This is a genomic window from Bradyrhizobium sp. 160, assembly GCF_023073735.1.
In the GTDB taxonomy this organism is placed as follows: domain Bacteria; phylum Pseudomonadota; class Alphaproteobacteria; order Rhizobiales; family Xanthobacteraceae; genus Bradyrhizobium.
Map to the genome: position 1 here is coordinate 335,314 of NZ_JADPKD010000054.1, position 21,917 is coordinate 357,230.

Consider the following 21,917-nt stretch of genomic DNA (forward strand, 5'->3'; position numbering starts at 1 on the left):
CGCTCCATCCGGGCTACCAAGCGGGGCCGGTGAATTTCTCTCCGCCGTCATTGCGAGCGAAGCGATGCAATCCAGGAATCTTTCCGCGGAGGGGCTCTGGATTTGCTTCGCTTCGCTCGCAATGACGGCGAACTAAATCAACCGCGCATGCTTGATCTGCCCGATCTGAAATCCAGCGCCCAGGCTCCGCACCGTCTGCTCGCAGCGCCAGCCGGCATTGTCCTTTTCGATCGTGAACAGGTTATACGCCGCCGCCGGGTAACGTCCGTGCGCGAGCGCCGACGCCGAAGGCACGCCGAGTGCGGGAATATTGCCGTTCGGGCCCTCGAACCACATCGTCGAATGAATGTGGTCGTGCCCGTGCAGGATCAGCTCGACGCCGTGCCGTTTCAACAGGGCCAGCAGCTCGGCCGCGTCCGTCATCCGCTTCTGGCGCGCGACGGATCTCAGCGGATGGTGCACCAGCAGCACGCGGAAGACGTCTTCCGCCGCGAGCCGCTCGAGCACCTCTGCGAGGGCCGCGAGCTGATCGCGCCCGAGCGTGCCCGTCGCCATCAGCGGCAGGGTCGGTACCGCCGTGGACAGGCTGATCAGCGCGAGCGGCCCGCGCCGGCGCACGGCGGGGAAGGCAACGGTATCGGGCGTATCCGCGGCGATGTAGTGCAGGAACGTCTCGCCGAAGCGATGGCGCGTCGCGCTGACATAGGCGTCGTGATTGCCGGGAATCGCGGTGACGCGGTCGGGCGGACCGACGCTTTCGAGCCAAGCCAGGGCCGGCGCGAACTCGGCTTCCAGCGCGAGGTTGACGAGATCGCCCGTCACCGCGATGTGGTCGGGCGCCTGGGCCTTCATATCGGCGACCAGCGCGTCGAGCACCTCGCGGCGCTGATATTTGTGCCGGTTGCGCGTCCAGTTGATGTAGCCGAGCGCGCGCTTGCCCGCGAGCTCGATCAGCCGCGGCTTCGGCAGTGGCGGCAGATGCGGGTCGGACAGATGGGCGAGCGTGAAGGGGGCCATGGCGCGCGATTGCCTCGCTATTGCTGCGCTGTAATGGCAAGGTCGCAGCCAGCGCGCAAGCGCGGCTCGAAATGGGGCGTCAAGAAGGCCTGATGCGAGAACGTCTGAACAGCATTCGACGACAATGCGAGCCGCTGCTGCGGCACCTCTTCCATGCCTATTTCCTGCTGGTTCGCGGGATGACGCTCGGCGTCCGCGCCGTGGTGCTGGACGCCGAGAACCGGGTGTTTCTGGTCAGGCACAGCTACGTCACCGGTTGGTACCTGCCCGGCGGCGGCGTCGACTTCGGCGAGACCATGGCGCAGGCGCTGCGGCGCGAACTCAAGGAGGAGGGCGACATTGATCTCACCGGGGACGCCGTGCTGCACGGCATCTTCCTCAACAGCCACGTCTCCCGCCGCGACCACGTCGCCGTCTACGTCGTCAGGCAGTTCAGCCAGGACCGCCTGCCCGGACCGAACCGCGAGATCGTCGAATGCGGGTTCTTCGCGATCACGGCGCTGCCCGAGGGGACCACGCCCGGCACACGGCTGCGGATCGCGGAAGTGCTGGACGGTAAGCCGCTGATTGCGACGTGGCGATGAGGGCGGCCCGTGCCAGTGCGTGAGGGTTGTGGTTCAACGGTGCAAACTGGCGAGTCAGAACGCCTCCCGTCGGCGCTGAAAAAGGAACTGAGCATCTTTGCTGCCCGATGGACCGCGCTGCGTCCAGGTGCTATCCCGCGCGCTGACATGAGCGATCTCTCACTCACCATCCTTCCCGAGGCCGCCGGCGACGCTCAGGCGATCGAACGGCTGCACGAACGCACCTTCGGCCCCGGCCGCTTCGTGCTCAGCGCCTACCGCATCCGCGAGCATGTCGACCATCTGCTCGAATTGTCTTTCACCGCGCGCATCGGGACGCTGCTGGTCGGCTCGGTCAGGCAGTTGCCGATTCTGATCGGCGACACGCCGGCGCTGCTGCTGGGGCCGCTCACCGTCGAGCCGCCGTTCCGCGACCGCGGCATCGGCCGTCTCCTGATGGAGCGCGCGCTGAAGGACGCCAAGGAAAAAGGCCACGCCATCGTGCTCCTGGTCGGCGATGAACCCTATTACAGCCGCGTCGGCTTCAAGCCGGTCGCAAAGGGCCGCGTCACCATGCCGGGTCCGGTTGACCCCGCCCGCATTCTGGTGTTCGAGCTCGTCGACGGCGCCTTCGAAGGCGTATCGGGGCGGGTTGCGCCGGACTGGAGCAAGGCGCGGAGGTAGGTGCTACGACGCTGTGAATTGGAAGCGCGGCGGTGCCGATACTCGGTCATTGCGACGGCGTGAACCAGCCGGGCGAGGCCAGCCGGGGCCGCTGTGGGCCCCGACTGTATGAGCTTAGAACTTGAAGTTCGCAAATGCCCGCACGCCAATGCCGGGCATCAGCACCTCGTCCTTGGTGTAGGACACCGAGTTGCGGATGTTCTCGTTGAGGAGATTGTTGCCGACGATGCCCGCCATCATTTCGCGCGCGCCGAACCAGTTGCGGTCGAGCTTGGTCTTGTAGCTGACCTCGGCTTTCAGCAAATTGTAGCCCGCTGTCGGCGTCTCCGCGATCACCGCGACGTTGTTCTGCGCGAAGGCGTGCAGCAGGTTGACGCGCATCAGCCAGTTGTCGTCGCGCCAGAATACGCCGCCGCCCATTCTGAGCGGCGGAATCCGCGGCACGTTGGTGCCGTCGCTGAAGGTGGCGCGGACGAAGTCGAGCTGGTTCTCGATGCCCCAGATGCCGCCCTGGAAGGCGCCGACGTCGAGCTGCGACTGGAATTCGCCGCCGCGGAAATTCGCATTGCGTTGCGAATAGACCGCCTGGTTCAGCTCGCCATCTGGTCCCCCGCAGGACGCAAAGTCGTCATCGCAGGACACGCCGGTGAGGCGGCGATAGATGAAATTGTCGAAATGCGTGTAGTAGACCGTTGCCTCGAACCGGAACGGCCCCGTTGCCCTGCGCAGGCCGACCTCGATCGATTTTGCGGTCTCGATGGTGAGGTTCGGATTACCGATGTCGAACGTCGCGGTCGCGTCATGGCCGCCGCGTGAAAACAGCTCGGCCGCCTTCGGCGCGCGCTCGACATATTGCGCGGTGACGCTGCCGACCATGCCACCCGGCAGGTCCTGCAGCAGACCGATGCTGCCGCTCTTCGGCGTGAAGGACGGATTGCGCGCGATCGCCGTCTGCGGCGTGCCGTCGGGCAGGTAATCGGCGGGGAAATCAGGCGTCGTGCCGTGCAGCTCGACATGCTCGATGCGACCGGCGATCTGTGCCCGCGTCGCCTCGGTGAACTTGAACTCGTTGAAGGCGTAACCAGCAACGCGCGTGCTGTTGTTCGGGTCCCACAGGCCGTTGAACAGCGTGCCGGGATTGTCGGGGCTCGGCGCACTCAATTCCTGATGTCCGACCTGGAAGCCCAGCGCCGTCGTCACCTCGGCGAAGCGGGCATTGAACGGCATCAGCTGCACCTCGGTGCGGATCTCCTGCTCCTTGTTGGTGAAGGTCTGGCGCACGCCGTCGCTGTTGGGGTCGACGGGATCGGCAAGGCCGATCTCGTTGTGCCGGTAGTCCGTCGCGCCGGCCCAGAAGCGGACCGCGTCGATCGCGGCCGCGTCGGGGTTGTACTCGCCTTTGACGTTGATCTTGGTCTGATGTGCGTCGATCCGCGTGTTGTGGTCGGCGCCGTCGATGCCGGGGATGTGGTAGAGCGAGTCGTTCTGCGTGATCGATGCGCCGATATAGCCGCCCTGGAAGAAGTAGGAGCCGCCGATCGAGGCGCCGTCCGAGCGAGTCGCCGAGTTCGGCTGTCGGCCGTTCACCGGGCGCGACTGGTCGGTCAGATAGGGATAGCTCGGGATATAATAGTCGGAGGTCGTGCGGCCATAGGCGTCGGCATGGAATGCAAAATTGCCGCCGCCGGTGTCGAGCAGCACGCCGCTTTCGACGCCGCGATCGACCGAGCTGAAGGCGGTGCGCGTCTCGGCGGTGACGCAAGGAGCGGTCGCGGCGCTCGCGAGCGGGGCCTTGGTCGGCATGCCATAGGTTTGGAATGAGGGCGCGCAAGCAGGCATCGCGTCCGGAATCCGGTTGTTGGTGGCGCTGACGACGCCGCCGATCGAGGTCGAGCCGTAGCGCAGCGCCGCCGGCCCGCGCACCACTTCGATCTGGTTGGTGGCGAGCGGATCGATCGGGACGAAATGGTCCTCACCGAGATCGGAGGCGCCGCCGGCATTGGTGCCGTTCTCGACGATGCCGACCCGGTTGACGTCGAGACCTCTGATGATCGGCCGGCTCGAGGCGCCGGGTGCGAAGCTCGAGCCGGTGATGCCGGGCTTGGAGAACAGGAGATCGCCGAGCTGGCCGCCGCCCTCGCGGCGGATCTCCTCGTTCGGCACCACGGTGACGGTAGCGAACTGGTTGGTCACAACAGGCAGCACGCCCTGCTGCGGCGCGGCGGGCGCGGATGCCGCGGGCGCCGCTTCCACCGTTTGTTGGCGGCTGCGCACCCGCGCGGTCCGCGTGCCGCGGCCTGCGGTGCGGGAGGGCACCACCGCTCTGCGCACGATCGGGCTCGGCGCCGTCACGGTGACCGCGGGAATCTCGGTCGACGACTTGTCCTCGGCCGACTGGGCCAAGGCAGGTGTGGCGGCGGCACTGAGCAGGAGCAGGCTTGCTCCGCCAAGACGCTGCGCGCGTCGCAATTGAAATGACATGGTCCTGATTCCACTCAGGCGCCGTCCGCATGATTGTATCGTCTGCTGATCGGAGGCGGCCTGCCGTCGCAGCGCGACGGAATTCGACTTCAACTTCTCCCCAGGCATTCGCCGACAGTAGCGAGGCTGGGCGTGATCAAGCGTTGGAGGTCAGGACGCGGGAGGGGCGCGGGGCTGGAATGCCGTGCCGGCCGATTTCAGATGGACGAATTCGGCGCCGGTGGTGCGGTGGAGCAGTTCGATCGCTTGCGGCAGCAGCAGCACGGGCGGCGTCGCGAACACAATTGTGCACGCCATCGCGACGACAGCGCAGATCGCGCAATTGTCCTCGCCCGGATGCTCGCGGTCGGGACCGACCGGCGATCGCGCCTGGACTGCGGCGCGGTCGATCGCAGCAACGCCCTTGACGCTGTCCTTGACGCCGTCGGTCTGCTGCAGCGAGGATTGGGCGAGGGCGGCCTGCGCGAACCAGTGGCTGTGGCCGAACGTCAGCGCGAACTGCACCAGCATCGCGAACAACGCGAGCCGGGCAGCATGCCTCACATTCGACCGAAACCATTTCATCCGAAAACGCCCCACACCGCGCGGCCAATCCCCTGCCATCGCGGCGTTACAATGTAACATCGCCCGATCGGACAGTGGATGTCAACGGCGGCCGGATCGGCGCACGCAGGGCCGCGACCCGATGTGTCGTTCCGGCAACTAGAGTGGATGTCTGGTTAAATGGTGCGTGCCCAGAACTCGAAGCACCTTTCCCGTGGGGAGAAGTCGGATCGCATCGAGAGATGCGATCCGGGTGAGGGTTTACAGTCCTACGGTGAGCTGCCGCCTCTCACCCGAATTGCTACGCAATTCGACATCTCCCGTGGGGAGAGGTGTTTGATGGACAGCCAACCGAATTTCAACGAGCTTCGTGAGTTTACCGCCCTTCGCGGACCCAGGTCGCGGCGAAGGCGCCGAGCAGCAACAGCAGGCCGATCAGCCCGGCGAAGATCGGCAGCACGCCGACGCCTTTGACGACGCTGGCGTCGCGCATCCGCACTCCCATCCAATTGTCGCCGTGGAAGACGCTCGCAGAGCGCACCGGCAGGATGCGCGGCAGCTCGACGCTGGTGCCGTCGACCACGCGCACGGCGTTGCCGCCGGTCGCCTGGGTGAGCGGCTTCAGGGTTTCGGTGGTGGAGGTGACTTCCGAAAACTCCTTCGGATTGGTCGGGCCGACATTGATCAGCGCCTTCAGCGTGCCGTCGGTGGCCTGCCACAGGCCGAGCTCGTTCGCCGGCAGGCTGGCGCGCCACTCGCCGGGATCGCCAGGGCTGAGCGTCAGGTCGTGCGACACGCCCGAGGGCGAGGTCACGTTCACCGGCTGGACGCTGTCTGACATGGTCTGGCGCACCACGACGAGATCCTTGCCCTGCACCTGAAGGCGCAGCGCTTCTTCGTCGAGATCCGGCTGCTTCATCAGCCAGTGCGACATCCGCCTGAGCAGGTCGAGATGCGGGCCGCCGCCCTCATAGCCGCGCGCCCACAGCCAGATGTGATCGGACAGCAGCAGCGCGACGCGGCCCTCGCCGAAACGCGACAGGAACAACAGCGGCTTGCCATCGACGCCGGTCATGACCGGCGGGTTGACGGCGTTGCGGGTGTCGACGGTGCGGAAGAATCGGCTCCAGTGTGGCGGCTCGCTGGCGGAGCCCTCGAGCCCGCGTGTGACCGGATGGCGTTTGCCGATGTCGGACAGATGCGCATAGAACGGCTTTTCCGTCACGCCGACCGGTTCGGCCGGCAGCACCGAATCCAGCGGCGTGCGCCAGATGCTGGTGTTGGAGGCGTAGTCGGGGCCGGCCGAGACCAGCACCGCGCCGCCCGAGCGGACATAACGTGCGATGTTGTCGAAATAGGCGATCGGCAGCACGCCCTGGCGAGCGTAGCGGTCGAAGATGATCAACTGGAATTCGTTGATCTTCTGCTGGAACAGCTCGCGGGTCGGAAACGCGATCAGCGACAATTCGTTGATCGGCGTGCCGTCCTGCTTCTCCGGTGGACGCAGGATGGTGAAATGCACGAGATCGACGCTGGCGTCGGACTTGAGCAGATTGCGCCAGGTGCGCTCGCCGGAATGCGGCTCGCCCGAGACCAAGAGCACGCGCAGCTTGTCGCGCACGCCGTCGATGGCGACGACGGCGCGGTTGTTCACCGGCGTCAATTCGCGTTCGAGGGGCGAAGCCTCGATCTCGACGATGTTCGGGCCGGCATGCTTGATGTCAACGTCGACGCTTGCGGCCTGGCCGCTCGATAGCGTGCGCTCGTTGATGACCTCGCCGTCTCTGCGGACCGTGACCTTGGCGCGCTCGCCGGTGACGCCCTGGTCGTCGAGGCGGTAGCTGATGGTCTGGGTCTGCCCAACGATGCCGAAGCGCGGCGCCGCCGTGATCGCGATGCGGCGGTCGCGCTCGTCCTTCTGCCCGGTGACCAGCGCGTGCACCGGCGCCTGGAAGCCGAGCGCGGTTGCGTTCGCCGGAATGTCATGGACGCGGCCGTCGGTGATCAGGAACGCGCCGGCGACACGGTCGACCGGCACGTCCGACAGGGCCGAGGCGAGGGCGCCGAACAGTTTGGTGCCGTCGGTCTCGCCGTCCGCCTGTCCTGCATCGACGACGCGGACTTCGAGGCCCTTGATCTTCTTCAGGCTGTCGACCAGCGCCTCCTGCGCCTGCGCGGCCTCGCGATTGCGGTCGCCGAAATTCTGGCTCGGACTCTTGTCAACGACAACCGCGGCGACCGAGGTGAGGGGATCGCGATCCTCCCGGGTGAAGGAGGGATTGGCGAGCGCCAGCAGGAACAGCGCCAACGCGGCGACGCGCACGGCCGCCCCGCGCGCGCGCGCCAGCAGCAGCACCAGCGCGACGACGACGATCGCGGCCAGGGCGAGCCACAGCACGATCGCGGGAACAAGTGGCGTGAACGCGATGCCGTAATTCATATCGATCCTATTGCCCCAGCCGTTCGATCAGCGCCGGTGCGTGCACCTGGTCGGCCTTGTAGTTGCCGGTCAGGGTGTACATCACGATGTTGGCGCCGGCGCGGTAGGCGAATTCGCGCTGGCGGGTGTCGCCGCCGGTCACCGGCAGCATGGCCTGGCCGTCGGGCCGCACCGCCCAGGCGCCGGCAAGGTCGTTCGAGGTGATGATGATCGGCGAGACGCCGTCGCCGCCGCGCGCCGGGCGCTGCGCGCTGTCCTCGTCCTCGTCGCGCGGCAGGGTCTCGACCCAGGTCTGGCCGGTGACGAAGCGGCCGGGAAAGTCGCGCAGCAGGTAGAACGTCTTGGTTAGCACGTGCTCGCGCGGCACCGGCTCGAGCTCGGGCACGTCGAGCGAGGACAGGATCTCGCGCAGCGTCTGCATGGCCGGGGTCTGCGCGGCACCGTTCGCGCCGGGCGGTGCTTCGATCGCATCGCGGGTGTCGAACAGCACGGTGCCGCCCTGCTTCATGTAGGCGTCGATCTTGTTGATGGCATCCTGCGGCGGCTTGGGCGCACCGGGCACGATCGGCCAGTAGATCAGCGGAAAGAAGGCGAGTTCGTCGCGCGCGGGATTGACGCCGACGGGATCGCCGGCCTCGAGCGCAGTGCGCTGCGCCAGGAACAGCGTCAGCCCGTTCATCCCCGCCTTGACGATGGAATCGACGTCGGCATTGCCTGTCACGACATAGGCGAGGCGGGTCTGCGACACCGCCTTCATCGCGAAATCGTCCGTGACGCCGTCGGCGCGCGAGGGCGCCGGCGAGAGCGACGCGAGGCCTGCAAGCACGATACCGAGCACGATCATCGCTGGCGCGGCGCGGCGGCGCAGCAGCGCGGCGATGCCGCCGCCGAGCAGAGCGACGATGACCGCGTCGATCAGAAACAGCGCAAGCGCCGTCGACAGCAGCCAGCCGCGCAAATCGCGCGGCTCGGCGTTGGTGTAGGTGGCGTGCCGGGCGCGCAGGCTCGCGGTGTTCAGGGCTGCGATACGGTCGGCGGCGGCAAGCGTGTTCACGGCAAGCGGTCCTTCGGCCGGACCATAGAAGCCCGGCGGATGATCGGGTGTGGCGCGGTCGCGATAATCCGCGGGCAGCGGTTTTGCGGTGGCCGGCGGCGGGCCGAAGGCGCCGAAGCCGTCGAGGATGTGCAGCGGCGCCACCGTCTCGGCGGTGGTCTCGGCTGCGACCCCGGCGCCGGGCTTGGTGGTGTAGCCGGACATGTCGACGACACGCCGCAGCATTTCGACGAAAGTGCCTGACATTGGCAGATCCGACCAGCGCATGTCGGCGCTGACGTGGAACAGGCTGACGAGGCCCTTGCCGCGATGCTCGCCGGTCACCAGCGGCGTGCCATCCTCCAGCGAAGCCCAGCTCTTGGTGGCGAGCACCGCGTCGGGCTCGGCCAGCACCTGGCGGCTCACGGTGACGTCCTTGGGGACCACGACGCCGGCAAACGGCCCGTCGGCGGCGAAGGAGGCGAGATGCTGCGGCTTCTCCCAGGTCAGGCTGCCGCCGAGCGTGCGGCCACCCTTGCGCAGCTTGACCGGCACGAGATCGTCTTCGGCCTGCGCCAGGCGGGGTCCCGCGAACCGCACCAGCACGCCGCCCTGGTCGATCCAGGCGTTGAGGCGCTCCCGCAGCTCGGGCGCGATGGTGCCGACATCGGCGAGGATGATCATCGGCAGCTTCTGGTCGAGGAATTGGGTGATGCCCTGCTGCGGCGAGCCCTTGTCGGCGAGCCGCACGTCTGCGAACGGCGCCAGCGCGCGGGTGAGGTAGAAGGTCGGCGCCAGCAGCGGCTGCGCGGTTTCGCTGGTTGAGCCCGAGACGATGCCGATGGCGCGGCGGCGCCAGCGCTTGTCGAGCAGCTGCACCGCGCCGGCGGAGCGCTCGCCGGATATTTCGAGCCGCGTGATGTCGTTGCGCAGCTCGACCGGCAGATCGAACGCTGCGTCGGTTTCCTTGTCCTGCGGGCCGAACGAATAACGGGCTTCTCCGATCGGCGAGGCCTTCTGGTCCAGCGCGCGCACCGTGCCGACGGCGATGCCGCTGTCGGTGCGCAGCACCTTCACCGTCATCCTGGCAGCGGCGTTCTCGGCCGCGACCAGCGCCAGCGGCGCAGAGGTGCCGCCTTCGAACACGGTCAGGCTGCGATCGCCGACAGTCTTGCCGAGGCCAGCCACGAATTCTTCGCCGCGGCCGGTGTCGACGCCGTCAGACAACCACGCGATCTCGCAGTCGCCGGTCGTTTTCAGGAAACGGTCGATTGCGGCCAGGGTCTCGACGCGATCGATCGAATAAGGCTTCGGGGCGAGCTGGCGCAGCGCGACGCGCGCCGCACCCGCCGGCATCAGGGTGATGTCGCGGTTCGGCTCCGACAGCGGCACCAGCGCGATGGCGCGGCGATCGTTGTCGGCGTTGGCGATCAGCTCATCGGCGGCCCTGATCCTGATGTCCCAGTGCGACGCCGCGCTCCAGCCATCGTCGAACATGATCATCAGCGGCGCCTTGCTGCCGGCGGCGCCTGTTTGCGGATTCCAGATCGGGCCGGCGGCGGCGAAAATGACGAGCGCCGCAGCTAGAAGCCGCAACGCGGTCAGCCACCATGGCGTCCGCGAGGGCGTCTCTTCGCGCGGCGCGATGTCGAACAACAGCCGCGTCGGCGGAAACTCGATCCGCCGGGGCCGCGGCGGCATCACCCGCAGCAGCCACCACAGCACGGGCAGGCTGACGAGGCCGATCAGGAGCAGCGGTTCGGTGAAGGCGAGCGGCAATCCCATCATGCGGCCGGCCCCGCCTTGATCGCCGTGGTGCGGGCGCCCGACTTGCTCACCTGCATGCCGGCATGCAGGAACAACAGCAGCTCGGCGGCCGAGCGCTCGGTCGCGTGCGTCGTGAACAGCCAGTCGAGCTTGTTGGTCTCGGCGCGGATCTGGTCGCGGTGCAGCGCGAGCCGCGCGGTGTAATCCTGTGCCCAGCTCTCGGCGCGGCCGGCGGTGATCACGCCGAAGCCTTCCGGCTCGACGAACTCGACGCGGCCGGAGTACGGAAACGACTCTTCGGCGGGATCGACGATCTGCACTAGGGTGCCATGCGCGCCGGAGCCGGACAACCCTGTGAGCGTCGTCCTGATCTCGGAGATCGGCGACCAGAAATCCGACAGCACGATCGTCTCGGCGAGCGCCGACGGCACGAAGGACGGCGGCAGGCTGAGGCGTTCGGCGTCGTCATGCAGCATCGCTTGCGCCATCTTGTCGATCACGCTGCGGCTCGCCGTCGGCGCCATCAGTCCGGGAACACCGACGCGTTCGCCGCCGGAGACGAGCAGCTCGGCCAGGGCGAAGGCGACGATCAGCGTGCGCTCGAGCTTGGACTCGCGCGCGATTTTCGACGCGAAGGCCATCGAGGGCGAGCGGTCGGGCCAGATCCAAACCGTGTGTGCGGCCTCCCATTCCTGCTCGCGGACGTAAAGATGGTCATCACGCGCCGAGCGGCGCCAGTCGACGTTCTGCGACGGCTCGCCCGAGACGAAGCGGCGGTATTGCCAGAAGCTTTCGCCGGAGCCGGCACGCCGGCGGCCGTGCAGGCCGTGGATGACGTTGGCGGCGATACGGCGGGCCTCCAGCACCAGGCGCGGCAGCGAAGCGGCGAGCGTGCGGCTTTCGCCATCGGCACGTCGGATCGCGATGATCTCCTTCGCTGTGTGCCCGTTCTCTGCCGCCATCAACCAATCCGTGTCTTCAATTGCCGGATCACGTCCGGAATCGTGCGGCCTTCGGCGCGCGCCTGGAAGGTCAGCGCCATGCGGTGCTTCAGCACGGGCTCGGCGAGGTCGAGCACGTCGTCGATCGAAGGCGCGAGACGGCCGTCGATCAGCGCACGCGCGCGCACGGCCAGCATCAGCGATTGGCTGGCGCGCGGGCCGGGGCCCCAGGCGATGAACTTGCCGGCCTCGCCGCTCTCCGCGCCCGGACGGGCCGAACGCACCAGCGACAGGATCGCCTCCACGACGGAATCGCCGACCGGCAGGCGCCGGATCAGCCGCTGCGCGACGATCAGCGCATCGGCGCTCATCGAGCCCCTGGCCAGCGTCTCCTCGGCGCCGGTGGTCTCGAACAGGATGCGGCGCTCGGCATCCCGATCGGGATAGTCGACGTCGATCTCCATCAGGAAGCGGTCGAGCTGCGCCTCGGGCAGCGGATAGGTGCCTTCCTGCTCCAGCGGGTTTTGCGTGGCGAGCACGTGGAACGGCTTCGGCAGGTCATGGCGCGCACCCGCAACCGTGATGTGCTGCTCCTGCATCGCCTGCAGCAGCGCCGACTGCGTGCGCGGGCTGGCGCGGTTGATCTCGTCGGCCATCAGCAGCTGCGCGAACACCGGACCGGCAATAAAGCGGAAGGCCCGCTTGCCCGCGGTGCTCTCGTCTAATACCTCGGCGCCGAGAATGTCCGAGGGCATCAAATCGGGCGTGAACTGGATGCGCTTGGCGTCGAGGCCCAGCGTGACGCCGAGCGTCTCGACCAGCTTGGTCTTGGCGAGACCGGGCACGCCGATCAGCAGCGCATGACCGCCGGAGAGGATCGTAACCAGCGTGTTCTCGATCACGCGATCCTGGCCGAAGATGACCGAGGCGATCGCCTCCTTCGCCGCGCGAATTTGGCTAGATACCTGCTCGGCCGAACGGACGATTCCGTCTTCGAGTTTCTCGACACTTTCCGCCATTCGCTCGCTCTCCTTCAGCCTGCCACGCGGCTTGCCTGCGTCGTCACGTCGGCACATCGCGTCAGGTCATCACGCCGGATCATGGGCCTATGCTAGACTTGCAGGAAGGCCATGTATTCGTTGAATTAACCTATCCCCACCTTATCGGCTTCGGGTTATGTACGGCATCACGAAGTGGCGACCTCGCACATCGGATTTAATCCGCAGTGGAACCGCACACCCGAATACAACGTAGACCGGCACCAATCGTGCCAAGGACAAAGTCAGGGCAAACCATGGCGAACCAAGGGCAGAGTGCCGATCGCGGCCTTGAGGGGCTGACTGCCGCCGCCAAAAATGCTGCCAGTGCCGAAGGTGCCACGAAGGGGCTGCCTCCGGTGCATCTGTGGAATCCGCCGTTTTGCGGCGATCTCGATATCCGAATCGGCTCCGATGGTACTTGGTTCTACATGGGGACGCCAATCGGGCGTCACGCGCTGGTCCGCCTGTTCTCGACGATTCTGAAGCGCGAGGGCGACAAGCATTTTCTGGTCACGCCGGTGGAGAAGGTCGGCATTCGCGTCGACGACGCGCCGTTCATGGCGGTCGAGATGCTGAAGGAGCGCGAGGGTGGCCATCGCGTGCTGCGCTTCCGCACCAATGTCGACGACTGGGTGACCTGCGACGCCGCGCACCGCCTGCGTTTCGAGCAGGCCGCGGACGGCGGGCTGACGCCATACTTGCATGTCCGCGCCGATCTCTGGGCCAAGGTCACCCGCGCGCTCTATTACGATCTGGTTGACATGGGCGAGGAGCGGATGGTCGATGGCCAGCCGATGTTCGGCGTCGAGTCGGCCGGCGAATTCTTCGCCATGGCCGACGCTGAGCAGGTGAGGGCCGCGCTTTGAACAAACCTATCCTGAAGAACGATCCGGTCGCGCTCAGTGCGGCGGATTTCTTCGCCCGCTCCAGGGCCAAGCTTGATTTCGACGTCCCGCCTGGTCTCTATGATCCGAACATCATTCCCGCCTCGGGCGATCCCGGCACCGACAGGATGCTCGAGATCATCGCGCGCGAGCAGCCGGTACGGCCGGCGGCGGTCCTGATCGCAGTAGTCGACCATCCCGAGCCGACCATCCTGCTGACGCAGCGCTCGGCGCATCTGAACGACCATGCCGGCCAGATCGCTTTTCCTGGCGGCAAGATCGACGCGACCGACTCCTCGCCGCTCGATGCGGCGCTGCGCGAGGCCGAGGAGGAGATTGGGCTGTCGCGCGACTTCGTCGAGCCGATCGGCTATCTCGACCTCTACGGGACCGCGTTCGGCTTCCGCATCCTGCCGACAGTGGCCAGGGTGCGGCCGGGCTTCGAGCTCACGATCAACCATTCAGAGGTTGATGACGCATTCGAAGTGCCGCTATCCTTCCTGATGAACCCGGTGAACCATCAGGTGCACAGCAAGGAATTCCGCGGCATGGAGCGTTCCTATTACGCGATGCCGTTCGCGGAACGCTACATCTGGGGTGCGACGGCGGGAATGCTGCGTGTGCTGTATGAGCGGATCTATTCGTCATGATCCGGACGGTTCTGACCGAGATCGGAATCTTCCTTATTCCCTTTGCCGTCTATGCGCTGTTCCTGGCCGCCAGCCGATCCGGCCTGTTCGCGCGATCGTCCTGGCCGGTCACCATCGTCGCGCGCCTTGCCCTGGTGGCGATCGCGCTGGTGATCGCGGGGCTGGTCGGCCTTGCACATTTCTCCGGCGCCGGACCGGACTCGACCTACGTTCCCGCGCATATCGAGAACGGCAAATTCGTGCCGGGCACGGAAAAATAAGGGCTGGACGATGAGCGCGGAGCCGTTACTCGCCAATGCGCCCTGGCTGACCGCAGGCGGGACCGCGCGCGTCCTGCAATTGCTCGGCGCGAATGGCGAGGAGGCGCGGGTGGTCGGCGGCGCGGTGCGCAACGCGCTGCTCGGTCTCTCACCCGGTGACATCGACATCGCGACCACCGCGTTGCCGGACGAAGTGATGCGGCGTGCCAAGGCCGCCGGCATCAAGAGCGTGCCGACCGGGATCGACCACGGCACCGTCACGCTCGTCATCGACGGGCATCCCTATGAAGTGACGACGCTGCGCGAGGACACCGAAACGTTCGGCCGCAAGGCCAAGGTCGCGTTCGGCCGCGACTGGGTGAAGGATGCCGAGCGGCGCGACTTCACCATGAACGGCCTGTCCGTCGATGCGAGCGGGATCGTGCACGACTATGTCGGCGGGATCGCGGATGCCAGAGCGCGCCGCGTGCGCTTCATCGGCGATCCCGGCCAGCGCATCGCCGAGGATTATTTGCGCATCCTGCGTTTCTTCCGCATCCACGCGGCCTTTGGCGCCGGCGAGCCAGACCGCGACGGCTATCTCGCCTGTATCCGGGGACGCGCGGGCCTTGCGAACCTCTCGGCCGAGCGGGTGCGCATGGAGATGCTGAAGCTGCTGGTCGCCGGCGGTGCATCCGCGGCCGTGCTGGCCATGGCGGAGGGTGGATTGCTGCAGGCGCTGACCGGAGGCGTGGTCTATACGGGGCCGCTGTCGGCGATGATCGCAATCGAGCGCGAGCTCGGTCTCACCGCAAGCAGCACGCGGCGCCTGGCCGCGCTGACGGTCGCCGTCACCGAAGATGCCAAGCGGGTCGCCGCGCGCCTGCGGCTCTCCAATACCGAGACCAAGGCGCTGGATTCGATGGGGCACCGCTGGTGGCGCTTGGCTGCCAAGGACGAGCCGAAGGCGCGGCGGCTGCTCTACCGGCTCGGCGCAGAGCGCTATCACGATCGCGTGTTGCTGGCCTGGGCCCGGGCCGGCGACGTCGCGTCGTCGCGCTGGCGTGCGCTCGCCGAGCTGCCGCAGCGCTGGACTGCGCCGAAATTTCCATTGAAGGCGGCCGATTTCATCGCGCGCGGCATGGCGGAAGGACCTGCGCTCGGACATGTCTTGACGCTCGCCGAGGACGCTTGGCTTGCGGCGGATTTTCCACTAGAGCAAGCCGCGCTTGCTGCCATCGCCGATCAAGCTGCCGCCCGCGTCCGCCGCGACGAGAGAACGTGAGCATCGTTTCAGGCTTCGCCGATATCTCGACTTATCAGCTCCTGCTGGTAGCAACGATGGCGTTGTTGGCTTCGATCATCGGTGGTCTTGCCGGCTACGGTACCGGCGCTTTGATGCCGCTGGTGCTGGTGCCGCTGGTCGGCGCCGAGCCAGTGGTGCCGATCATCGCGATCTCCGCGATCTTCACCAATCTCAGCCGCGCGGTAGCTTACCTGCGCTATGCCGACCGCCGCCGCACTCTGATCGTGCTCGCCTGCGCGGCGCTGACGACCGCGCTCGGCGCCTACGGTTACACGCGTCTGACCAATGCGGGCGCGGCGCTCGTGATCGGCACCATGCTGATCCTGAGCGTACCACTGCGCCGCGTGCTCCGCCGCCGCGAGGTCAGGATCGGCGATACCGGCCTTGCGGCCGGTTCGATCGGCTACGGCGTGCTGGTCGGCGGCACCTCGGGCTCCGGCGTGATCCTGCTCTCGCTGCTGATGGCCGCAGGCCTCGAAGGCGCCGCGGTGATCGCGACCGACGCGATGATCTCGCTCGGCACCGGCCTGATCAAGATCTCGGTGTTCGGCCTTGCCGGCGCGGTGACCGCGCAGGTGCTCGCTTTTGCGCTGCTGATCGGTGCGATTGCGATTCCCGGTGCGTTCCTCGCAAAAGCCTTCGTCGAGCGGATGCCGATGCACATCCACACCGCGATCCTCGACGTTGCGGTGATCACGGGCGGGCTGGTGATGATCTCGGCGGCGGCGAGGCAACTCGCCGCCTAGACGACGCCGCTCACCGGGCATTGGTGGATGGACCGGGGATCGAACTTCCTCCGGGCGTGTACTCACAAAAGTCGGCTCCCGAGCCCAAAGCGAAAGTCGCCCCGCTCGGCCATCCATTGCGTCCCATTGCCACTAATTCCCGGAACGACTGTCCACACTGGTGGTTACCTGCAAGCCGTTCGCTCGCTCACCAGCAAAGGAAGTCGGCGCTTGCTCGACCTCTGGTACAAAAACGCCGTGATCTACAGCCTCAACGTAGCCACCTACAAGGACGGCAACGGAGACGGGATCGGCGATTTCAAGGGACTAACCGAGCAGCTCGATCATATCGCTCAGCTCGGCGCAAATTGCCTGTGGTTGCTTCCATTTTATCCCAGTCCCGGACTAGACCACGGCTACGATGTCACGGATTACTACAACATCGCGCCGGCACTCGGAACGTTGGGCGATTTCGTCGAATTCAGTCATCAGGCCCGACTGCGCGGATTGCGGCTGATAGTCGATCTTCCCATCAATCACACTTCGGACAGACACCCATGGTTTCAGCAGGCTCGCGCCGACCCGTCGTCGCCGTTTCGGGAATATTACGTCTGGTCAACCAGCGAACCCGAAAATAGCACAGAAGGCGTCGTATTTCCCGGGTTTCAACTCAGCGTCTGGACTTACGACCTCTGCGCGCGCTCGTGGTATTATCACCGGTTTTACCAACATCAACCTGACCTCAACATAGCCTGCGCTGCCGTCCGCGAAGAAATCTTCAGGATCTTCGGCTTCTGGCTTGAACTCGGTGTTTCGGGATTCCGAATAGACGCTGCACCGTTCGTCGTGGAGGAAATACGTCCAGATCGTCCGGCGAAGCGTCGGTATGAGTTTTTCGCCGAGCTCCGCAATTTCCTGTCCTGGCGCAAAGGTGATGCGGTGTTGCTGGCGGAAGCAAATGTAGCTCCCACGGAGCTTCAGCATTATTTTGGCGATGGATCGCGGATCCACATGCTATTTGCGTTCCTGTTGAACCAGCACTTGTTCCTTGCACTTGCACGGGAAAGTGCCGAACCGCTGCGGCGCTGCATGAGCCAGCTGCCCCGATTGCCGCAATTCGCACACTGGGCTCAATTTCTACGCAATCATGATGAGCTGGACCTCGGCCGTTTAACTTCTGAAGAGCGCGACGAAGTTTATGCTGCATTCGCTCCAACCCGCAAAATGCAGCTTTACGGACGGGGAATTCGGCGGCGGCTCGCCTGCATGTTCGGAAACGATCGCCGCCGCATCGAGCTGGCATTCAGCCTGCTGTTCAGTCTTCCTGGTACACCGGTCATTTACTACGGCGACGAACTGGGAATGGGCGACGATCTGACGCTTCCTGAGCGATGGCCTGTCCGTACGTGCATGCAATGGACAGACGACGAAAACGCCGGATTCTCGACGCGGCCGGGAGATCGTTTGCTTCATCATGTGATCCGCGGGGGCCAATACGCACCAGCCAACGTGAATGCGATTGCCCAGCAACGCGACCCGGACTCGCTGTTCAATTGGTTGCGGCGTCTGGTCGAAATGCGCCAGTCGTGCCCGGAGATCGGCTGGGGTGAATGCACCGTACCCGAAAGCAACTGTCCCGCTGTCTTGATCCAGCATTTCGTTTGGCAAGGCAAATTCGTGCTGGTGCTGCACAATTTATCACAGACGAGCTGCAGCACGGAGATCAGGGATATTCCGAAGGGACGGAAGCTGACCGATATATTCGGTAACCGAATTTACGATTCCAACCTTACCGCCGACGCCACTCTTATCGAGCTTGATGGCTATGGCTATCGGTGGTTTCGCCTCGACTGAGCCAGTGAGCAGCATCCTCGACGATTACGCCCGCTCGCCGATGCTGCGGCTGTCCTTCTTTGGGCGCAGGGCCGCCAATGAACACTGGAAGCGGCCTGAACTTTGTTGGATGATCTCTCGTAACCTCATCGATAAGCCTCACCGCAAGAGGGGCCTCGATTGAGTTCCTTTGCGGACAGCACCGCCTCGCACCAGCTTGCGTCGGCGGGATCAAATCCGCCGTCATCCGTGAGGGCCCGCCGATCAATTCAGCCGGCACTCACGATTGGAATGTTTCTGATGCGCCGCCTGGCGTTACAGGCCAGCTCGTCCTTCCCAGTAGGTGGGTGTCCCATAATACTGGTGGGTTCGTGTTTCCCAGTCTCGATCCTGCCAGGAATCATCGCTGAACTCAGGCGCGTCCCTCAGCTGTTGCTCGGTGATGTTGGTTCGAAAACCGTCAAGCGACGTGTCATAGGTCAGAGCACCCCAGGGAATGGGGTAGTGGCTGTGACCCAAGCCAACAAATCCGCCGAAGCTCATGACAGCATAAGCCACTCGGCCTGACACCTTGTCGATGATGAGGTGATCAATCTCACCGATATTCGTCCCATCTGCTCCATAGACCTTGGTTCCTTCAATGTCCTCGCTTGAGATGCAGTGATGATCCGGATGAGCTGTTGCGCGGGCCATGACTTTGCCTCCTTGATAGGTGCTTTTGCCGTCTTAACTCGGCCGCCACGGGGGCGTTCCTACCTTAGAACATCGTGTCGCAGCTCAATCACCAACCGAACCATGGCTCACATCGACTGTAAAAACCTAGCCGTGGCCGCTCCGAGGAGGCAGGCGGCGCGTGCGATGCGTATGCCGTTTTCCGGCCCTTCTCCGCCGTGAGCCGAGAAACGCCAAGCACGATCCTGGTTCGTACCAGGCCTGAAACAATCGTGCCGGTAGACTGTGCGTTGGCGAGAGGGGCTTCGGAAAGCGGGCTTGTCCGAATACCCCGCTGTGCCGTGACCGCTTCTGCGTCCACAGCTGAATAGGTCGATAGCTCAGCGCAGGCCTACTACCGGAGCCAGATACGACCTTACTGTTGTGATCTCAAACCGAGATTTCTGACCCGAAGCACATGAGCCTTGGGAAGGTACACGACAGCCGAACCCGTCGAACTGCGCCAGGCACTGACGGGAGCGCAACGACCTTCATGTGAGTTCTTAGCCGGTGTTTCTGACCGCCTCAGCCAGAATGGCGTAAAGCTGCTGCTTGCTGAGTTCCTTGGGCTGCGGCCTCTTTGCTGTACTCGACGACACCTTCTGTGCGACTGGACGGGCGCAGGCTGCCGACGATGCCGGCCTCAGCTTCGGGGGCGGCCTTATCTTGGGCCGTGCCGTGGGCGGCTTGCGGCCGCGCTTCAGGCTGAGACGGGTCAGCATGCCGCAGACCGCGTTACGGCTGCACCCGAGACGGCGCGCAATCTGCGCCGCGCTCTGTCCTGCGGACCAGAGCCTTTTGAGCAGCGCTATGTCTTTCGCATCCCAGCCCATGGGAGATACTATAGCGCCGACTGCCAGATGCAGGCTAGTCTAGTCATCGTCCGGCTCGCGCACGACTGCCGGTTCGTCAGCGTCATCTTCCTCATCGTCGTCTTCGTCCTCCTCATCCTCATCGTCGGGATCCCGGGGCGGCATCGCGATGCCCATAAGCATCAGCGGTGTCCAGCCGATCGCTATCGTGGAAAATGCTTCGGAGGTGTGTTGCTTCATGTCGTTGCTGCTCCTCGAAAAGCACGCGCAGTCGAATATTGCTGACGGGCGGCACGCGCATGTTCAGGGCGCGATCGTTGCCCGAGGGTGACACCAGGTCGATGGCGAGAGCAGGGGCGGCACCTGCCACGGAACTGGTCATGTTTGCCGCTACTTTATGCCTGAAGGCCCATTAGACTCGATGTTCACCAAGACCTCGCCGGTGGTGACTTCGGGAACCCCAAGATCGAGGTCATGCAGACTCGCCTGAACAAACGCCAGTATCTTGGCGTTCGCTGCGTTGGCGCTCTCGCGGTCGTCAAATATCATTACGGCGATACCAACACCGTCGCCAGCATCCAGCACATGGTAAGATCTGAATCCGTGCGATTGCCTGAGGATCTCACCTACGCCGCTCTTGGCACGACGAGCGGCGTCCGCGACCGAGCGAACCTTCGTGTACTTGCGAATGACCATGTACATCGGGCCACCACGCGCGCTACACGCCCCCTCGCATCAAAGCATATCGGCCTCGGTCGGACTAGGGCCAACTTCCGCGATGGGCCACAGGCTCCGGCTGGGCGGACTGGGAGACGCGCCTTTTTCAATGAGCCATCCTCGCCCCGCGAGTGGGGGGCGAGGTGCTGAGGCTCAGGAGCCCTCGAACTTGAATGATACGTTGAGCTTGGCGCGATAGGCCTCGACTTTTCCTTTGTCATCCAGTTGCATATCGAGCTTGACGACTTCTGCAATGCGAAGATCTCGGAGAGATTTTGCAGCTTGCTCGACCGCATTGGCGGCCGCCTTCTCCCAGGAGTCGGTGCTGGTACCCACGAGTTCAATGACCTTGTAGACGCTATCGGGCATGTCGTCCTCCTATTCGGTAGGGCAGGAAATCTAACACCAGAACATCGATGCTGATACGTCTCGGGCATGCTCCCGAATCCGGGAATGGACAAATTGGATTTGGCGAGGGCGGCCCTTGGTCCGAGCCAACCTGGCGGACCAGCGATCATGTCCGCTCATAGTGGGTAGGCGGAAAAAGGTCCTGTTGGCTGTCGCTTTCCGTTTGATCCCTACAGATGTCGGAGATTTGACGCGAGCGGCACGGGCATCCTTGTTGCGAATCCAGGGCGATGCATTTGCTGGGCCAGGCGGAGGCGCAATCGCGATCCGGCGAGCATAGAGCCGATGCACTCGACCAAGGCAACGCGCTGCGAGCTGTGGGATCAATGCAGTGCACACCGACAATCGCGCGCACGCTTGAGGTCGGCCGTGTCGGTTCCTTCGTCAAACCAATCGCAGATCGGTTCTAGCAGCGTGCGCGCCTCATCAATCCTTCCTTGCCTCCGCCAGAGTTCTGCAAGGCTTGTGGCGGCGCGCAACTCCAAGGATTTGGCGCTTTGACCACGCGCCACTTCAATGGATTTCCTAAGGTGAGACTCGGCGTCGCCGACTTTCGATGGGTCGAGCGATAGAAAATCTAAACATCGAGCACGCGCAAGCACTCGCATCTGACCAGCGTGCGCTCTTCGGTGTGCTTATTCCTCGTCGTCCTCGTCTTCATCCTCGTCTTCATCCTCGTCGTCTTCGTCGTTCTCTTCCTCTTCCACCTGCACGAGCGTGGCCAGCGGCAGCGTCTCGCGGAACAGATCGCCTTCCATGCCCATCCAGAGGCAGAGCACGTCGTTCTCCTTCACCTCCGCAACCGTTAGTGGCTGGCCGCCGGATTTCAGCATCACGACATCGCCGGCTTTCAATTCCATGGATTGTCCTTTCGAGTTTATCGACCCGGACGCGAGGCTAGCAATTTGTCATGACATCCGGAAAACGGCGGATGAGACCGCGCGTGCCCGTGCAGGGACAGCCGGGGGCGCTGGCAAGGGGGCCTTTCATCGCAAAGACCGCGACGATGCCATCATGCCCCTGTTTTGCCCGGCGCGTCAACGCGATTTCGTAAAAATCGAAAACAGAATTTGCGTTTGCCGTAAGTCCTTGAATTCGCAGCAGCGCTCTACTGTGCATGGGG

Annotated in this window: 21 protein-coding genes; 8 read left to right on the forward strand and 13 right to left on the reverse strand. The window is 64.8% G+C overall.

Features of this window, described 5'->3' with window-relative positions; genetic code table 11:
• Nucleotides 1–132: 132 nt before the first annotated feature.
• Nucleotides 133–1,017, reverse strand: a complete 885-nt coding sequence (locus tag IVA98_RS21175; protein ID WP_247300922.1) for a metallophosphoesterase family protein — start codon at nt 1,015–1,017, stop codon at nt 133–135.
• Nucleotides 1,018–1,109: 92 nt separating this feature from the next.
• Here IVA98_RS21175 and IVA98_RS21180 point away from each other — a divergent pair, with 92 nt between their 5' ends.
• On the forward strand, nt 1,110–1,601 hold the full coding sequence (locus tag IVA98_RS21180; protein WP_247300921.1) for an NUDIX domain-containing protein: 492 nt from the start codon (nt 1,110–1,112) through the stop codon (nt 1,599–1,601).
• A 147-nt stretch (nt 1,602–1,748) separates the two neighbouring features.
• Nucleotides 1,749–2,264, forward strand: a complete 516-nt coding sequence (locus IVA98_RS21185) for a GNAT family N-acetyltransferase (protein ID WP_247300920.1) — start codon at nt 1,749–1,751, stop codon at nt 2,262–2,264.
• Nucleotides 2,265–2,378: 114 nt separating this feature from the next.
• Here the strand turns inward: IVA98_RS21185 and IVA98_RS21190 are convergent, their stop codons facing one another.
• From IVA98_RS21190 to IVA98_RS21215, 6 genes are all read right to left on the reverse strand, one after another.
• Complete coding sequence (locus tag IVA98_RS21190) at nt 2,379–4,745, reverse strand: TonB-dependent receptor (protein ID WP_247355487.1); 2,367 nt, start codon at nt 4,743–4,745, stop codon at nt 2,379–2,381.
• A gap of 150 nt (nt 4,746–4,895) precedes the next feature.
• Entirely contained in the window at nt 4,896–5,309 is a 414-nt protein-coding gene (locus tag IVA98_RS21195) for a DUF2946 family protein (RefSeq protein ID WP_247300918.1), read from the reverse strand.
• A 355-nt stretch (nt 5,310–5,664) separates the two neighbouring features.
• On the reverse strand, nt 5,665–7,728 hold the full coding sequence (locus IVA98_RS21200; RefSeq protein ID WP_247300917.1) for a hypothetical protein: 2,064 nt from the start codon (nt 7,726–7,728) through the stop codon (nt 5,665–5,667).
• A gap of 7 nt (nt 7,729–7,735) precedes the next feature.
• Nucleotides 7,736–10,549, reverse strand: a complete 2,814-nt coding sequence (locus tag IVA98_RS21205; protein WP_247300916.1) for a DUF4159 domain-containing protein — start codon at nt 10,547–10,549, stop codon at nt 7,736–7,738.
• Entirely contained in the window at nt 10,546–11,490 is a 945-nt protein-coding gene (locus tag IVA98_RS21210; protein WP_247300915.1) for a DUF58 domain-containing protein, read from the reverse strand. Before IVA98_RS21210 ends, IVA98_RS21205 begins: the two co-directional genes overlap by 4 nt.
• Nucleotides 11,490–12,488 (reverse strand): AAA family ATPase, encoded by a 999-nt coding sequence (locus tag IVA98_RS21215; protein WP_247300914.1) that lies wholly within the window; start codon nt 12,486–12,488, stop codon nt 11,490–11,492. Before IVA98_RS21215 ends, IVA98_RS21210 begins: the two co-directional genes overlap by 1 nt.
• Before the next feature lie 275 nt (nt 12,489–12,763).
• Here IVA98_RS21215 and IVA98_RS21220 point away from each other — a divergent pair, with 275 nt between their 5' ends.
• The 6 genes from IVA98_RS21220 (at nt 12,764) to IVA98_RS21245 (ending at nt 18,167) form a co-directional block, all read left to right on the forward strand.
• Nucleotides 12,764–13,375, forward strand: coding sequence for a DUF1285 domain-containing protein (locus IVA98_RS21220; protein ID WP_247300913.1), 612 nt, complete (start codon nt 12,764–12,766; stop codon nt 13,373–13,375).
• Entirely contained in the window at nt 13,372–14,043 is a 672-nt protein-coding gene (locus IVA98_RS21225; RefSeq protein ID WP_247300912.1) for a CoA pyrophosphatase, read from the forward strand. The genes IVA98_RS21220 and IVA98_RS21225 overlap by 4 nt, the downstream gene beginning before the upstream one ends.
• Entirely contained in the window at nt 14,040–14,303 is a 264-nt protein-coding gene (locus IVA98_RS21230; protein WP_247300911.1) for a DUF6111 family protein, read from the forward strand. The genes IVA98_RS21225 and IVA98_RS21230 overlap by 4 nt, the downstream gene beginning before the upstream one ends.
• Nucleotides 14,304–14,313: 10 nt before the next feature.
• Entirely contained in the window at nt 14,314–15,567 is a 1,254-nt protein-coding gene (locus IVA98_RS21235; RefSeq protein ID WP_247300910.1) for a CCA tRNA nucleotidyltransferase, read from the forward strand.
• Entirely contained in the window at nt 15,564–16,334 is a 771-nt protein-coding gene (locus IVA98_RS21240) for a sulfite exporter TauE/SafE family protein (protein ID WP_247300909.1), read from the forward strand. Before IVA98_RS21235 ends, IVA98_RS21240 begins: the two co-directional genes overlap by 4 nt.
• A 210-nt stretch (nt 16,335–16,544) precedes the next feature.
• Nucleotides 16,545–18,167 (forward strand): alpha-amylase family protein, encoded by a 1,623-nt coding sequence (locus IVA98_RS21245; protein WP_247300908.1) that lies wholly within the window; start codon nt 16,545–16,547, stop codon nt 18,165–18,167.
• 294 nt (nt 18,168–18,461) lie between these two features.
• On the opposite strand, the gene IVA98_RS21250 is transcribed toward IVA98_RS21245, so the two are convergent.
• From IVA98_RS21250 to IVA98_RS21275, 6 genes are all read right to left on the reverse strand, one after another.
• Entirely contained in the window at nt 18,462–18,839 is a 378-nt protein-coding gene (locus IVA98_RS21250) for a PRC-barrel domain-containing protein (RefSeq protein WP_247300907.1), read from the reverse strand.
• A 521-nt stretch (nt 18,840–19,360) separates the two neighbouring features.
• Entirely contained in the window at nt 19,361–19,690 is a 330-nt protein-coding gene (locus tag IVA98_RS21255; RefSeq protein ID WP_247300906.1) for a GcrA family cell cycle regulator, read from the reverse strand.
• A gap of 39 nt (nt 19,691–19,729) precedes the next feature.
• Complete coding sequence (locus IVA98_RS21260) at nt 19,730–19,909, reverse strand: hypothetical protein (RefSeq protein WP_247300905.1); 180 nt, start codon at nt 19,907–19,909, stop codon at nt 19,730–19,732.
• Between the two features lie 150 nt (nt 19,910–20,059).
• The gene (locus IVA98_RS21265) at nt 20,060–20,371 is read right to left on the reverse strand and encodes a hypothetical protein (RefSeq protein WP_247332993.1); all 312 of its coding nucleotides are present in this window, start codon (nt 20,369–20,371) and stop codon (nt 20,060–20,062) included.
• 168 nt (nt 20,372–20,539) lie between these two features.
• On the reverse strand, nt 20,540–20,755 hold the full coding sequence (locus IVA98_RS21270; RefSeq protein ID WP_027529685.1) for a dodecin family protein: 216 nt from the start codon (nt 20,753–20,755) through the stop codon (nt 20,540–20,542).
• Nucleotides 20,756–21,429: 674 nt separating this feature from the next.
• Nucleotides 21,430–21,654 carry a YodC family protein gene (locus IVA98_RS21275; protein WP_247300904.1) on the reverse strand — a complete coding sequence of 75 codons (225 nt, stop codon included), beginning with the start codon at nt 21,652–21,654 and terminating at the stop codon, nt 21,430–21,432.
• Between the last annotated feature and the right edge of the window lie 263 nt (nt 21,655–21,917).